14 protein-coding genes are annotated in these 14433 nt (G+C 60.8%); 13 read left to right on the top strand and 1 reads right to left on the bottom strand.

Annotation, left to right across the window (positions count from 1 at the left end; genetic code table 11):
• The first annotated feature begins 14 nt into the window (after positions 1-14).
• The 10 genes from ctaD (at position 15) to V4T21_RS15740 (ending at position 11603) form a co-directional block, all read left to right on the top strand.
• Positions 15-1670, top strand: a complete 1656-nt coding sequence (gene ctaD, locus V4T21_RS15785; RefSeq protein WP_332718593.1) for a cytochrome c oxidase subunit I — start codon at positions 15-17, stop codon at positions 1668-1670.
• A gap of 81 nt (positions 1671-1751) precedes the next feature.
• Positions 1752-2681: a heme o synthase gene (locus tag V4T21_RS15780; protein WP_332718591.1), complete on the top strand. Its 930-nt coding sequence runs from the start codon at positions 1752-1754 to the stop codon at positions 2679-2681.
• On the top strand, positions 2681-2845 hold the full coding sequence (locus tag V4T21_RS15775) for a cytochrome c oxidase system small membrane protein (protein ID WP_332718589.1): 165 nt from the start codon (positions 2681-2683) through the stop codon (positions 2843-2845). Before V4T21_RS15780 ends, V4T21_RS15775 begins: the two co-directional genes overlap by 1 nt.
• A 3-nt stretch (positions 2846-2848) precedes the next feature.
• The gene (locus V4T21_RS15770) at positions 2849-3391 is read left to right on the top strand and encodes a cytochrome c oxidase assembly protein (RefSeq protein WP_332718587.1); all 543 of its coding nucleotides are present in this window, start codon (positions 2849-2851) and stop codon (positions 3389-3391) included.
• 17 nt (positions 3392-3408) lie between these two features.
• Positions 3409-4245 (top strand): cytochrome c oxidase subunit 3, encoded by an 837-nt coding sequence (locus V4T21_RS15765; RefSeq protein WP_332718585.1) that lies wholly within the window; start codon positions 3409-3411, stop codon positions 4243-4245.
• A gap of 238 nt (positions 4246-4483) precedes the next feature.
• The gene (locus tag V4T21_RS15760; RefSeq protein ID WP_332718583.1) at positions 4484-5272 is read left to right on the top strand and encodes an SURF1 family protein; all 789 of its coding nucleotides are present in this window, start codon (positions 4484-4486) and stop codon (positions 5270-5272) included.
• A 33-nt stretch (positions 5273-5305) separates the two neighbouring features.
• Positions 5306-6706, top strand: a complete 1401-nt coding sequence (thrC, locus tag V4T21_RS15755; protein WP_332718581.1) for a threonine synthase — start codon at positions 5306-5308, stop codon at positions 6704-6706.
• 3 nt (positions 6707-6709) lie between these two features.
• On the top strand, positions 6710-7969 hold the full coding sequence (locus V4T21_RS15750) for a M16 family metallopeptidase (protein WP_440589663.1): 1260 nt from the start codon (positions 6710-6712) through the stop codon (positions 7967-7969).
• A 14-nt stretch (positions 7970-7983) separates the two neighbouring features.
• On the top strand, positions 7984-8580 hold the full coding sequence (locus V4T21_RS15745; protein ID WP_332718579.1) for a GNAT family N-acetyltransferase: 597 nt from the start codon (positions 7984-7986) through the stop codon (positions 8578-8580).
• A 113-nt stretch (positions 8581-8693) separates the two neighbouring features.
• A complete protein-coding gene (locus V4T21_RS15740; protein ID WP_332718577.1) occupies positions 8694-11603 on the top strand; it encodes an EAL domain-containing protein in 2910 nt (969 codons plus the stop codon).
• 54 nt (positions 11604-11657) lie between these two features.
• Here V4T21_RS15740 and V4T21_RS15735 read toward each other — a convergent pair whose 3' ends face one another.
• Positions 11658-12236, bottom strand: a complete 579-nt coding sequence (locus V4T21_RS15735; RefSeq protein WP_332718574.1) for a YqgE/AlgH family protein — start codon at positions 12234-12236, stop codon at positions 11658-11660.
• 134 nt (positions 12237-12370) lie between these two features.
• Here V4T21_RS15735 and V4T21_RS15730 point away from each other — a divergent pair, with 134 nt between their 5' ends.
• The 3 genes from V4T21_RS15730 (at position 12371) to V4T21_RS15720 (ending at position 14399) form a co-directional block, all read left to right on the top strand.
• The gene (locus V4T21_RS15730) at positions 12371-13183 is read left to right on the top strand and encodes a protein-disulfide reductase DsbD domain-containing protein (RefSeq protein ID WP_332718572.1); all 813 of its coding nucleotides are present in this window, start codon (positions 12371-12373) and stop codon (positions 13181-13183) included.
• A 140-nt stretch (positions 13184-13323) separates the two neighbouring features.
• Positions 13324-13815, top strand: coding sequence for a redoxin family protein (locus V4T21_RS15725; RefSeq protein WP_332718569.1), 492 nt, complete (start codon positions 13324-13326; stop codon positions 13813-13815).
• Between the two features lie 23 nt (positions 13816-13838).
• Positions 13839-14399, top strand: a complete 561-nt coding sequence (locus tag V4T21_RS15720; RefSeq protein WP_332718566.1) for a hypothetical protein — start codon at positions 13839-13841, stop codon at positions 14397-14399.
• The last annotated feature ends 34 nt before the right edge of the window (positions 14400-14433 follow it).

Here is a 14433-nt window from a genome sequence, read left to right as displayed (position 1 = left end):
TAGAGGTTAAGAACATGGCACAAGCTCACGCAGCCCATTCCGATGCCGCACACGGCATTCCGACTGGCTGGAGGCGGTGGGTCCTTTCCACCAACCATAAAGATATCGGTATGCTTTACCTGATCTTCGCGATCATCGCGGGGATCATCGGCGGAGCGCTCTCGGGTTTCATGCGCTGGGAGCTGGCCGAGCCGGGTATCCAGATTTTCCCCGGACTCGCCCAGATGGTTTACGGCGTCGATGGCAACGCCGCACTCGATGCCGGTAAGCACATGTTCAACGTGTTTACTACTGCTCACGGCCTGATCATGATCTTCTTCATGGTGATGCCTGCGGTGATCGGCGGTTTTGCCAACTATTTCGTGCCGCTCATGATCGGTGCGCCGGACATGGCGTTCCCGCGCATGAACAACATCTCTTTCTGGTTGCTGGTTCCTGCCTTCATACTCGTGCTCATGAGCATGTTCATGGAAGGCCCTCCGGGTGCAATGGGCACCGGCGGCGGCTGGACCGTATATCCGCCGTTCTCGACCTCGGGGCAGCCTGGCCCGGCAATGGACTACGCGATCCTGTCGCTCCATATTGCCGGTGCATCCTCGATCCTGGGCGCCATCAACTTCATCACCACCATTTTGAACATGCGTGCCCCTGGTATGACCATGTTCAAGATGCCGCTTTTTGCCTGGGCGGTTCTGGTCACCGCGTTCCTGCTGCTGTTGGCCCTTCCGGTCCTTGCCGGTGGCATCACCATGCTGCTCACTGACCGCAATTTCGGTACGGCCTTCTTCGATCCGGCCGGCGGTGGCGATCCGATCCTGTTCCAGCACTTGTTCTGGTTCTTCGGTCACCCTGAAGTGTACATCATGATCCTGCCGGGCTTCGGCATCATCAGCCACATCGTTTCGACCTTCTCGCGCAAGCCCATCTTCGGTTACATGGCCATGGTTCTGGCCATGGTCGCGATCGGTGCGGTCGGGTTCGTCGTTTGGGCGCACCACATGTACACCTCCGGCATCTCGCTCAACACGCAGCGCTATTTCACCGCCGCGACCATGATCATCGCGGTGCCCACGGGCATCAAGATCTTCTCGTGGATAGCGACCATGTGGGGCGGTTCGATCAGGATGACCACGCCCATGCTCTGGTCCATCGGCTTCATCTTCCTTTTTACCGTGGGTGGCGTGACTGGCGTCGTGCTGGCCAATGCCGGCGCCGACCGTGCACTCCATGACACCTATTACGTGGTGGCGCACTTCCACTACGTGCTCTCGCTGGGTGCTGTTTTCACCATCTTTGCGGGCTGGTACTACTGGTTCCCCAAAATGTTCGGGGTGATGTACAATGAGCTCCTGGGCAAGCTGCACTTCTGGATCATGTTCATCGGTGTGAACCTGATCTTCTTCCCGCAGCACTTCCTTGGTCTTGCCGGCATGCCGCGCCGCTATATCGACTATCCCGACAGCTACACGCTGTGGAACAACGTTTCGTCCTGGGGTTACGTAGTTACGGTTATCGGCATGGTGTTCTTCTTCTACTCGATCTTCGAGGCGTTCGCCCGCAAGCGTAAGGCAGCGGACAATCCTTGGGGCGAAGGTGCGACGACGCTGGAGTGGACGCTGAGCTCGCCCCCGCCGTACCACCAGTTCGAGACCCTGCCGCGCTTCAAGTAAGACGGCGATACGAGAACCGACCCTTCGCAACCCGGTTCGCCGGGTTGCGTTCTAATTGCAGATGGAGCCCAGTTCCTCACCTTGGCTTACGTAGACGACACCAATCAGACCTCATCCGTCCATATGGGCGGCCGCGTGGAGGATTATCTGGAGCTCTTGAAGCCCCGAGTGATGCAGCTCGTGGTGTTCACGGCTTTCGTTGGCATGCTGGTTGCCCCCGGCGGCATCAATCCCGTCATCGGATTTATCGCCATCCTGTGCATCGCCATCGGCGGAGGCGCGTCGGGCGCTCTCAATATGTGGTATGAAGCCGATATCGACGCCAAGATGAGCCGCACACTCAACCGGCCTATCCCCTCCGGTCGTGTGACGCGGGACGATACACTGCTGCTCGGGCTCACCCTCGCGGGTTTCTCCGTCGCAACGCTGGGCCTTGCCACCAATTGGCTGGCGGCCGGCCTACTTGCCTTCACCATCTTCTTTTATGCCGTCGTCTATACGATGTGGCTCAAGCGTTCGACCCCGCAGAACATCGTGATCGGCGGTGCGGCCGGCGCTTTCCCGCCGATGATTGGCTGGGCCGCCGTGACCGGAACAATCTCGCTCGATGCGGTGATCCTGTTCATGATCATCTTCCTGTGGACGCCGCCCCATTTCTGGGCGCTGGCACTCTACAAGAAGGGTGATTACGAAGCCGCCGGCATTCCCATGCTCCCCAATGTGGCGGGCGAACGGGCCACCCAGAACCAGATCGTCATTTACACGGTGCTGCTGACCGTCGCAGGCTTCGGCCCCGTCCTGACCGGGCTGGTGGGTTGGGTCTATGGCGTTCCGGCAACGGCGTTGGGCGTCGTCTTTTCGGCCCTTGCGATTCGTCTGCGCTTTTCCGAGGGCGTCGAAATGAAGCGCCGCGCCCGCGTCCTTTTCACCTATTCCTTGCTGTATTTGTTTGTGTTGTTCGTAGCTCTCCTGGCCGATGTTGGCCTGATCAGATGGTTTGGAGTTTTCTGATGACCGTCGAACAGAACATGACCGAACAGCAGCGCGCGGATTTCATCAAGCGCCGCCGCAATCGCTCCATCGCAATCGGTATCGCTCTCGCCGTGCTCGTTGCCATCTTCTATGCGATCACCATCGCGAAGGTGGGGCCGGATGTCCTGGTAAGGGATCTCTGAACCATGAGCACAGCGACACCCGACCATACCCCCATATCATCGAACAGGCGCACGCTTCTCTGGCTCGCAGGCATAGGGCTTTTCATGCTCGGCCTTTCCTTTGCGGCCGTGCCGCTTTACGACATGTTCTGCCGGGTGACCGGTTTCGGCGGCACGACGCAGGTTTCCGAGGGCAATATGAAAGGCGTTATCGCGCGCGAGATGGGCGTGCGCTTCGACGCCACCATCGATCCGGGTATGGACCTGAAGGTCGAGCCGGCGCGCGTGGAGACCAACGCGATCGGCACGGTGAGCACCGTCGTCTATCGGGCGACCAATCTCAGCGACGAACCGCTCAGCACGACGGCCAGCTTTAACGTGACGCCCGAAGCCACCGGAATCTATTTCAACAAGATTGAATGTTTCTGCTTTACCGAGCAGGTCATTCCGCCTAACGGCACCGTCGAGATGCCGATCACGTATTTCGTCGATCCTGATCTCGACCAAAATTCCGAATTGCGTACAATCCGTGAGATTACGCTTTCTTATACGTTTCACGATTCCTAACGGGGGATAGAGCCAACATGGCAGCCCATGCAAAGAACCATGACTACCATCTGGTAGATTTGAGCCCGTGGCCGGTCATCGGCGCGATTGCGATGTTCCTGATGGCCGCTGGCGGCATCATGTGGATGCATGGGGGCGTGCCTTGGCTGTTCGCGGCCGGGCTCGTCGGCATACTCTATACCTTCTATGGGTGGTGGGCCGACGTCATCAAGGAAGCGGAATCCGGCTACCACACCCCCGTTGTCCAGATTCACCACCGCTATGGTATGATCCTGTTCATCACGTCGGAAGTGATGTTCTTCGTCGCCTGGTTCTGGGCCTATTTCGACGCCGCTTTCTACCCTGATGAGATTGCACAGGTTGGCCGTGTCGCCTTCACCGGCGGCGTCTGGCCCCCCGAGGGCGTCGAAGTGTTCGATCCCTGGCACTTGCCGCTGTTCAACACCCTCGTCCTGCTGCTTTCGGGCACGACGGTCACCTGGGCGCACCACGCGCTTCTCGAAAATGACCGCCAGGGCCTGAAATGGGGGCTGGCGATCACGGTTCTCCTGGGCGTGCTGTTCTCCTGCGTGCAGGTTCTCGAATACACCCAGGCCCATTTCGACTTCTCGGGCAACATCTATGGCGCCACCTTCTTCATGGCGACCGGCTTCCACGGTTTCCACGTCTTCATCGGCACCATCTTCCTGGCTGTCTGCCTGATCCGTGCGTATATGGGCCAGTTCACGCCCAAGCAGCACCTGGGCTTTGAATTCGCCGCTTGGTACTGGCACTTCGTGGACGTGGTCTGGCTGTTCCTGTTTGCCTCGATCTATGTCTGGGGCTCCTGGGGCGCCACGATCGCCCAACACTGATTGCAAAAGGCCGGGCGGCTTCACGGCGGCCCGGTCATTGAAATGACTGCATTGAGGGGGCCTTCGCCGCTCGCGACCGGCATAAAATCCGGTACCCGCGCCGTGGTGAGGGCCTTCCTTTTACCGGCCTTCAAATGAAGTCCGTATGCAGCACTGCCGGCGTATGGAGGGGTTCATCCGCCCGGCGCGGGATTGACGCAAGGCCCGGACGAAATCCGGGCGAACAGGACAACCGTTGATGACCGATGCAAGCCAGCCCCAACACCGCTGGGGCATCGCCCAGATCAGCTTCGTGGTTTTGATGCTCGCCTTGATGGCGCTGTTCGTCACGCTCGGAACCTGGCAGGTCCAACGCCTTGCCGAAAAAGAAGCGTTGATTGCCCTCGTCGAGGAGCGCTTCGACCTGCCCCCGGTGGCGCTGCCCGACGATGAAAATTGGGGAAGCCTGGACCCGGAGGCCTTCGACTACAGGCCGCTTACACTGACCGGCACCTACGATCACGCGCAGACGGTTCTCATTTTCACCAATCTCGTCGATCCTGTCGGGCGCTATGGCGGCGTGGGCTATTGGGTCATGGCGCCGCTCACGCTCATCGATGGCGGCGTTGTCTGGGTCAACCGGGGCTTCGTTCCCGAAGCTGCCGCGCAAACTTATGCCGATGGCGGCGGAGGACCCGAAGGGACCCTCACGATCGAGGGTGTCGCGCGCCGTCCCGAGCAGGCCAATAGTTTCACTCCTGGTTCCGATCTTGACGACCGGGAAGAATGGGTGCGCAATCCGGAAAGGCTTGCCGCATTCCTCGATGACGCGGCGGTGCCGGTTGCGCCCATCACGCTCGATCTGCGCGCGGGTTCGGATGACGAGCTGCCCCAGGGCGGCGAAACCCAGATCTATTTCCCTAACCGGCATCTTGAATATGCCGGCACCTGGTATTTGTTTGCGGCGATCACCCCCATAATGCTGGGCTTTTGGCTCTGGCGTCAGCGCCGGCCTGCAAATCTTGCCCCCGAGGAAAAGGGCAATTAGGGTGCATCGCGTGTGTCGGAGGTTTTTCATCTAATGCGGTATGTAAGCACGCGCGGCCAGGCGCCCGCGCTTGGCTTTTGTGACGTCGTTCTCACGGGCCTTGCGCGCGACGGCGGTCTTTACGTTCCGGAAAGCTGGCCGCAGTTCACCGCAGAAGAAATTCACAATTTCGGCAACCGTCCGTATCAGGACGTCGCCTTTGCGGTGATCTCCAAATTCGTCGGCGACGAAATCGGCGCGGACGAACTCAAGGCCATGATCAAGGCCGCCTATGCCGGGTTCAATCACCCATCGGTGACCCCGCTGGTCGAACTTGAGCCCGGTCATTTCGTCCTCGAGCTCTGGCACGGCCCGACGCTGGCGTTCAAGGACGTCGCCATGCAGTTCCTGGCCCGCGTCGTCGACCATATCCTGGGCGAGCGGGGACAGCGCGCAACCATAGTGGGCGCCACCTCGGGCGATACGGGCTCAGCCGCGATCGACGCCTTTCGGGGCCGGGAAAATACCGATATCTTCATTCTCCACCCCAAGGGCCGCACGTCCGAAATCCAGCGCCGCCAGATGACGACGGTGTTGGATGACAATGTCTTCAACATCGCGCTCGAAGGCACGTTCGACGACTGCCAGGCCGTTGTCAAAGCCATGTTCAACGATCATGGTTTCCGCGACAAAGCCCGACTGAGCGGGGTGAATTCGATCAACTGGGGCCGCATCGCCGCCCAGATCGTCTATTATTTTTCCGCCGCCGTTGCGCTTGGCGCCCCGCACCGCAAGGTGACCTTCGTGGTGCCGACTGGAAATTTCGGTGACATCTTCGCTGGCTATGTCGCCAAGCGCATGGGACTACCTGTTGAAAAGCTGGTGATCGCCACCAATTCGAACGACATCCTGCGCCGTGCCGTCAAGATCGGCCGGTACGAGAAGCGGGGCGTGACCCAGACTGTCAGCCCCTCGATGGATATCGAAGTGTCGTCCAATTTCGAGCGCCTGCTGTTTGAGGCGCTTGATCGCGATGGAGACAAAACCGCCGCGCTTTTCGCTTCGCTCGCGCAGTCGGGAGGCTTTTCCATTCCTGAAACTGCTCTGGAATCGATCCGCGAGGAATTCGGCTCGGGCATGGCCGACGAAACGGCCACCAGCGCCATCATTGCCGATGTTCTCGAGCGGTCCGGCTATCTCATCGATCCGCATACGGCCGTCGGCGTGGCCGTGGCACGCGGGTTCAATTTCGGCCATACCCCGCTTGTGACGCTTTCGACGGCTCATCCGGCCAAGTTCCCCGAAACCGTGGCAGCAGCCACGGGCAGAAACCCCCAATTGCCGGCCCATATGGCCGATCTGGGCCAGCGCGAGGAGCGCTTCGAGGTGCTGGCCAACGACGAAAATGCCGTAAAAGACTTTATCCGCGCCAAGACACGCGCCTGGGAGGATTAGACTTTGACCGTCCGTACAACGACCCTCGATAATGGGATGACCGTTATCACCGACACCATGCCGCATCTGGAGAGTGCCGCGCTCGGTGTGTGGGTCAAGTCCGGTTCGCGCAGCGAAACCGCGAACCAGCACGGTGTTTCGCACCTGCTTGAACACATGGCTTTCAAGGGCACGACCCGGCGGTCGGCCCGCGAGATCGCCGAGGCCATCGAATCGGTGGGCGGCGACATCAACGCGGCGACCTCGATCGAACACACCGGCTATTTCGCCCGGGTGCTCAAGGACGATGTCGCGCTCGCCGCCGATATTCTCTCGGATATCCTCCAGAACTCGGTGTTCGACCCTGCCGAATTGGCCCGCGAGCAGCGGGTCATCTGCCAGGAGATCGGGTCAACCCACGACAATCCGGACGATCATGTCTTCGATCTGTTCCAGGCTGCCGCCTATCCCGATCAGGCGATCGGACGCACCATCCTGGGCACGGAAGCCTCCGTTCGCGGGTTCGATCCCGATTCGATCCGCGCCTATCTCGACAGCCACTATGTCGGCGACAGGATGGTAATTTCGGCGGCGGGCAGCGTCGATCACGACGAATTGGTCGATCTTGCCAATGATCGCTTCCACGATTTGAAGCCCACGGGCGCGCCGACGCCGGAAAAAGCCCACTACGTCGGCGGCGAGTTCAGAGAAGTCTCGGACCACGAACAGGCCCATATCGTCCTCGGCCTCGAAGGGCGGGCCTACAATTCCGATGGCTTTTATGCCGCGCAGATCCTCTCCTCGATTCTGGGCGGGGGCATGAGCTCCCGTCTGTTCCAGGAAGTGCGCGAGCGTCGGGGCCTGTGCTATTCGGTCTATGCCTTCCACTGGGCGTTCGCCGATAGCGGCGTCTTCGGCGTCGCCGCCGCGACGGGCGCTGAAGATGTGGAAGAGCTTTTGCCCGTCATGCTCGAAGAATTGCAGAAATCGGCCCATGACATCACCGACGCCGAAGTCAGCCGTGTGCGTGCTCAGATTCGCGCGGGCCTTCTGATGTCCCTCGAAAGCCCGTCGTCGCGGGCAGGGCAGCTTGCCCGCCAGCAGATTCTCTGGGGGCGCCCGATACCGCTTCAGGAGACCGTCGACCGGATAAACCGGATCGACGCCGAGCGTGTGCGACACGTGGCAGGGCAGATATTCGGCGATGCCAAGCCCGCCGTTGCCGGTATCGGCCCGGTCGGGGGGATACCGCAATACGATCGCATAGTGGATAGCTTCAAGTAACCAGCCGGACGCGCGTGTTCACCTTCGCCTCCATTCGCCAGACGACGCCTGAAATTCGCGGCGATGGATTGTTGATCCGATCGCCCCGGCAGAACGACTATCAGGTCTGGCGCAGCCTGCGTCTCGCCAGCCGGTCGTTCCTCGCTCCATTCGAGCCGCGCTGGTCGGAAGTGGATTTGTCGGCGCGCAATTTCACCACCCGCGTACGCCGAAACCGCCGCGATGCGCTCTATGGCACCGAGTTTTCCTTCTTCATCTTCACCCAGAGCGGCCGGCGTTCGACGCTGGTGGGCGGGTTGACGCTTTCCAATGTGCGCCGCCGCGCCTTCCAGAACGTGACCCTGGGATATTGGATGGGCGCCGAATTTGCGGGAAAAGGCATAATGACCCGCTCGGTTGCCCTGATCTTGCCGTTTGTCTTCGACACCCTGAGCCTGCATCGCATCGAGGCAGCCTGCCTCCCGGACAATACCGCATCCCGCCGGGTTCTCACGGCCAATGGATTTCGCGAGATCGGTATTGCCGAGCACTATCTCCAGATCAACGGTGAGTGGAGGGATCACATGCTGTTTGCGCTCACCCGCGAACAATACAACGGTTTGGCCGGCTGAAAGCCTTTTACGTGCCGCAACCGCGACAATGCTTTTGAAACCGCATTCTGCTCGATTGCCAAACTGCGCGAAATCCCGCTACCACTGGATATTGATTTCAGGATCTCTGATTTATGTCATTTAACCCCGCCCGCTTTCTGGTCATTTTAACGGTGCTCGTCGTAGCGCTGGCTGGAACGGCGGGTAGGGCGGGCGCTTTCGAGGTCGTTACGATTCCCGAAGGGATCAACGCGGTCAATCTGGGCGCGGCGATCGATGTCCTGCCCGGCGAAGATGGCCGGGTGCAGATCAGTACTGCGCCGGGGGAAGACGGCATCATCCGCCGCATCGAGGTGATTTCGATCACCGAAGGCAACAATCCCAACTGGGCCGTTTTCGCGCTGCGCAACGAAAGCGACGTACAGATCGAGCGCCTGCTGGTCGCGCCCTATTTCCGGCTGCCGGGCTCAGGCGTGTTCCACCCCGATCTCGGATCGGGCCGCATCACCGCCCTCACGCCCAGTCACGGCCTGCGTCCCGAACGCGTGCCCGATTCGGAAGCTGATGTTTTCGATATCGTTATCGATCCCGGTGCCACGGTGACTCTCGTTGCCGAACTGAGGTCACAAACGCTTCCCGAGTTGTATCTCTGGGAGCCGGACGCCTATCGCGACTATATCAACTCCTTCACCCTGTTTCGGGGCACGGTGCTCGGCATTTCGAGCCTTGCGGCGGTGTTTTTGACCATCATGTTCGTGGTCAAGGGCAGGGGGGTCTTCCCCGCGACGGCGCTGCTTGCCTGGGCGGTGCTTGCCTATCTGCTCATCGATTTCGGCATTTTCGGCCCGCTGCTGGGCGTTTCCAACGCGGAAATTCAGCCCTTCCGGGCGGCGGCGGAGGCCGCCCTCGCCACCACCCTGTTCGGGTTCCTGTTCATTTACCTCAACCTCCACCGATGGCATTTCCGCTTTACGCATATGGCGTTGGGGCTGTCGGCGATCTTTCTGGCGCTGTTCGTCTATGCGTTCTTCAATCCTGCCCTGGCGGCTGGCATTGCGCGAACCTCGCTCGCCCTTATCGGGCTGATGGGCCTGTTCCTCATCCTGCTGCTGTCTATCCGCGGCTATGACCGGGCGGTCCTGCTGGTGCCCACCTGGGTGATTTATCTCGCCTGGCTGGTTTATGCGTGGATGGTGGTTTCCGGGCAGGTCTCCAACGATATTGCCCAATCCGCCGTGGCCGGCGGTCTCGTGCTGATCGTCATGCTGCTGGGCTTCACCGCCGTCCAGCACGCGTTCTCCGACGGGCAGGTTTCCATCGGCGCCCTCTCGGAAGTGGAGCGGCGAGCCCTCGCCATGACCGGATCTGGCGATTTCGTTTTCGATTGGAATATCGATCGCGACCGCGTCAACGTTTCCGACGAACTCGCGGTGCGGCTGGGAGAGCGCAAAGGAGCGCTGCGGGGCGCCATCAAACGCTGGCTGGATCGCGTCCACCCAGAGGATCGCGACCGGTTCAGGACGGCGCTCGACACGCTGATCGAACTCAAGCGCGGCAAGGTCAATTCAGATATCCGCATCGCCGGGTTCGACGGCAGCTATCGTGCCTTCCGCATGCGCGTCAAACCGGTGCTGGGCGGTGACAATCAGGTCAACCGCATCGTGGGCACCTTGCAGGACGTGACCGACGAACGCGCCGCCCGCGACCGGCTGCTGCATGACGCGGTTCACGACAGCCTGACCGGGCTGCCGAACCGCCAGCTCTTTCTCGACCGTCTCGAACGGGCGCTCGTGCGGTCACGCGAGTTCAACGAGGTCAAACCCGCCGTCTTCCTCATCGATCTCGACAAATTCACCGATATCGACGAGCGCATTGGCCATATGGCGGCCGATTCGCTGCTTCTGGCCGTCTCCCGGCGGCTGACGCGCCTTTTGCGCCCCCTCGATACACTGGCCCGCATCTCGGGCGATCAGTTCGCTGTCGTGTTGCTGTCCGAGCAGTCGGCCTCCAAGATCGCCGACGTGGCCGAGCAGATGCGCAAGGCGCTGCGCAATCCCTTCAACTTCGGCGATCGCGACATGACGCTCACCGTTTCGATCGGGATCACCATCTACGACAACAAGCCGGCTGAAGCCGAAGATGTCCTGCGCGACGCCGAGCTTGCCATGCATTACGCCAAACGCCATGGCGGCGACCGCATCGAGGCTTTCCGCGCCGCGACCCGCTCCATCGCCGTCTATGCCCAGGCGCTGGAAGACGACCTCAAGGACGCGCTTGAACGCCGCGACCTGCAATTGCTCTATCAGCCGATCGTCGATATCCAGAACGGCAACAGGATCGTCGGTGCCGAAGCGCTGATGCGCTGGAACCATCCCGAGCGTGGTCAGGTCAGCCCCAGCTCCTTCATCCCGCTCGCCGAGCGGACCGGCCAGATCGAAAAGCTCGGCCGCCTCGCCTTTGAGGAAGCGGCCGAACAAACCCGGCAGTGGATATCCTCGATGAAGCTGCCCGAGGAGTTCTACGTCTCGGTCAACCTCTCGGCCGCACAACTGACCAGCGAAACGCTGCTCAACGATATGCGCACGCTGGTCGCGCAGAATAAGTCGGTGGCCCGCCACATGAAGCTCGAGATCACCGAAAGCCAAGTGATGGGCAATCCCGAGCATGCCGTCTATATGCTAGAGGCGTTCAAATCCCTGGGGCTTGGCCTGGCGCTTGACGATTTCGGGACGGGGTATTCCTCGCTCTCCTATCTGCATCGCTTCCCGTTCGATACCATCAAGCTACCCGCGCCCTTCGTGCAAATCCGCGACGACAGCGGCATATCGCACACGCAAATCCCCATCATCGGTTCGGTGGTGACGCTGGCGCGGGAACTCGATCTTTCGCTGGTCGCCGAAGGGGTCGAGACCGAGGACGAGATCGCCCGGCTCAAAAGTCTCAACTGCCGCTATGCCCAAGGCTTTGCCTTCGGCGCGGCCATGCCGGGGGCGGAATTCCAGCGCCGTTTGCAGGCGCAGGCTGGCGAAAAGGCAAAGGCCTAGAGCGCTTCCAGCAAAAGTGGGAACACTTTTGCGGTTCGGAAGCGCTGAACGACACTAAGCGTTGCCTGACGTCGGGCTGAGCGTGGCCCGAGTCACCCCGATGGCGGCCAGTGCCGCGTCGTATTTCCGGCGCGGCGGCACCGAAAAGAGCAAATCGTCGGATCGAGCGGCGGTCAACCAGCCGTTCTGGCGCAACTCCTCTTCGAGTTGTCCTGCGCTCCAGCCGCAATAGCCCAGCGCCAGCAGGCTGTGCCGGGGGCCCTTGCCCTGCATCATGGCGCGCAGCACATCGAGGGTTGCAGTTAGACAGATGTCGCCGTCCACCGGATAGGAATTGCCGTCTCCGGAATAATCGGACGTGTGAAGCACGAAGCCGCGGCTCGAATCCACTGGTCCGCCCTTGAAGACATCCTGCTTGAGCAGCCGGTCGGGGATGCGGATCGTGTCTTCCTCCTCGCCCAGATCGAGCTCGACGAGGATATCGGAAAGGTGCATGTCTTCCATGGGCTGGTTGATGACCAGCCCCATCGCGCCGTCGTCCCCATGGGCGATGAGATACACGACCGTCTCGGCAAATCGTTCATCGCCCATGTCCGGCGTCGCAACAAGAAACTGTCCCTTGAGTGTATCCATACTCAACTCGCTTTCTGCCCGCCGTCTTTCCCAAGCCTAAAGAATTCCGCGCGATATTCAAATCTTCAAAGATCACGAAGCCATGATCGCTCGCCCCTTTCCCGTCCTTGTATGCTGGACTAATGATCGTGACCATGAAAAGCGCGCCTCTGTTCATCGCCATTCTGATTCTGGCCGTTCCCGCCCAGGCTATCGAGACCGATTGGGTGGGCGTGGCGCCCGATGTATCGGTGCGGATGATCTCGTCCGATCGCGTTTCAGAGGATGGGGCGGTCTGGATGGGGCTCGAGGTCGATATGCCTGCCTCGACCAAGACCTATTGGCGTATCCCCGGTGAATCGGGTATCCCGCTGACCATCGATACGGCCGGATCGCAGGGCATACGCGAACTTGAGGTCGCCTGGCCCTATCCCCGCCGCGAAACCGCCGGAGGGTATCTCGACCATGCCTTTTACGGCCATGTCGTCATCCCGTTCCAGGTTTGGGTGAAAGGCGACAGCCCGCAGCTCGTCGCCGACGTGATGATGGGCGTGTGCTCCGATATCTGCGTTCCGGTCAACGCGCGGTTCGAACTGACGCCCGACCTCGACGCGCCCGATAGTGCGAGCGGTTTGCGCATCCGGCAGGCACTGGCGACGGTTCCCTTGCCCCATGATGGCGAAGGCCTGCTCGGAGACGCCGCTTTCGACCCGCAAGACGGCACCATAACCGTCGCTCTGGACGATCCTCAATTCGATCCGGCATCGATGATCGCCGAAATCGCCGGCTCAAACCTCCTCTTCGGGGAACCGGAAACCGCTTCGGACGGAACTTCGCTTTCCTTTCCGTTGCTCGGGCGCGTCGATGTCGAGGGCATCAGCGACCCGCAGGCGCGCTTCACCTTCGATACGCCAGACGGCCCGTTCGAAATCCTCCGCCCGCTCGACCTCGGAGAGGCCGGCGAATAGGTCCTCGCCAGCCTCGACGCGGGAGAGGAATTCTCCTATGACAATATCAGCCGATCGGGGCTGAACGCAGCCGGCAATCTTAGTCTGGCCGTAATCGTCCTGTGTCTGGCATTTTTTGTTGATCGCACGAGGATTCCTCAATGACCATCGAGCCCGGCCAGCCCATTCCTTCGGTGCCCGTCAAACACATCACCGAAACCGGGGTGAGCGACGCGACAAGCACCGATATCCTGGGCTCGGGTACTGTGGTTTTCTTCACCGTCCCCGGCGCTTTTACGCCCACTTGCCATCTCAACCATCTTCCCGGATATCTGGCGGCGGCCGAAAAGCTCAAGGCCGCCGGCGTCGACAAGATCGTCTGCGGCACCGTCAACGACCACCACGTGGTCAAGGCCTGGGCGGAGGCGAGCGGTGCGCTGGGAACGCTCGAATTCATCGCGGATGGCCTCGGTCAGCTCGCGGAGAAACTGGGGCTGGAGCGCGACCTGACGGCCGGTGGTCTAGGCATGCGCTTTACGCGTTCGTCACTTTTGATCCGCAATGGTATCGTCGAGGCCGTCAATGTCGAAGGTGCCCCGGGTGAAGTGACCAGTTCTGGCGCGCCGGCCATGCTCGAAGCCCTGTCGGCCTGACGTTTCTGGAAGGGATAGACGCAATGGTTCGCACTGTCTTGCGTATTGCTATGGGAACGGCGCTCGCGGCGCTTGTTGCCGGGTGCTCGATGGGCTCGATGTTCGGCGGCAGCGATGACGCAAGCTATGCCAACCTCAATGCCAGCCAATCCCAGATCGCGCAGGCAGCGAGCGGCGCCATGCCGGCGATCGCTACGGAATGCCCGCCGATCCGCATTCGCGAAGGGGCCGAGTTCTACCGCTCCTACGCCGGCAACCGCAGTTCCGATCCCAGCGCGTTGCGATATCAGGGGGTTATCGACCGTGTTTCGCGCAATTGCGTGGTTTCCAACGGCCAGATCACCGTCAACATGGGCGCCGTCGGCCGTGTTATCGTCGGCCCCTCGGGCTCCAGCGGCAACGTAACCGTTCCCTTGCGCTTTGCCGTGCAGCGCGACAGACTTGCCGTGTTCTCCGAACGCTACGACCTCGCGGTAACTGCCGATCCCGCCAGCACCAACGAGTTCAGTCACACCGTCGAGAATGTCGCCATCCCCTATGTGGGCGGCGAGAGCATCACCATTTGGGTGGGTTTCGACAACTAACCGATTGACGGCGACCGGGCTTTCTTCCATGGTC

The sequence above is a fragment of the Pelagibacterium mangrovi genome (assembly GCF_036662815.1).
Lineage (GTDB): Bacteria > Pseudomonadota > Alphaproteobacteria > Rhizobiales > Devosiaceae > Pelagibacterium > Pelagibacterium mangrovi.
Note: the sequence above shows the minus strand (reverse complement) of the source record. Positions and strands in the feature narration are given on the sequence as shown.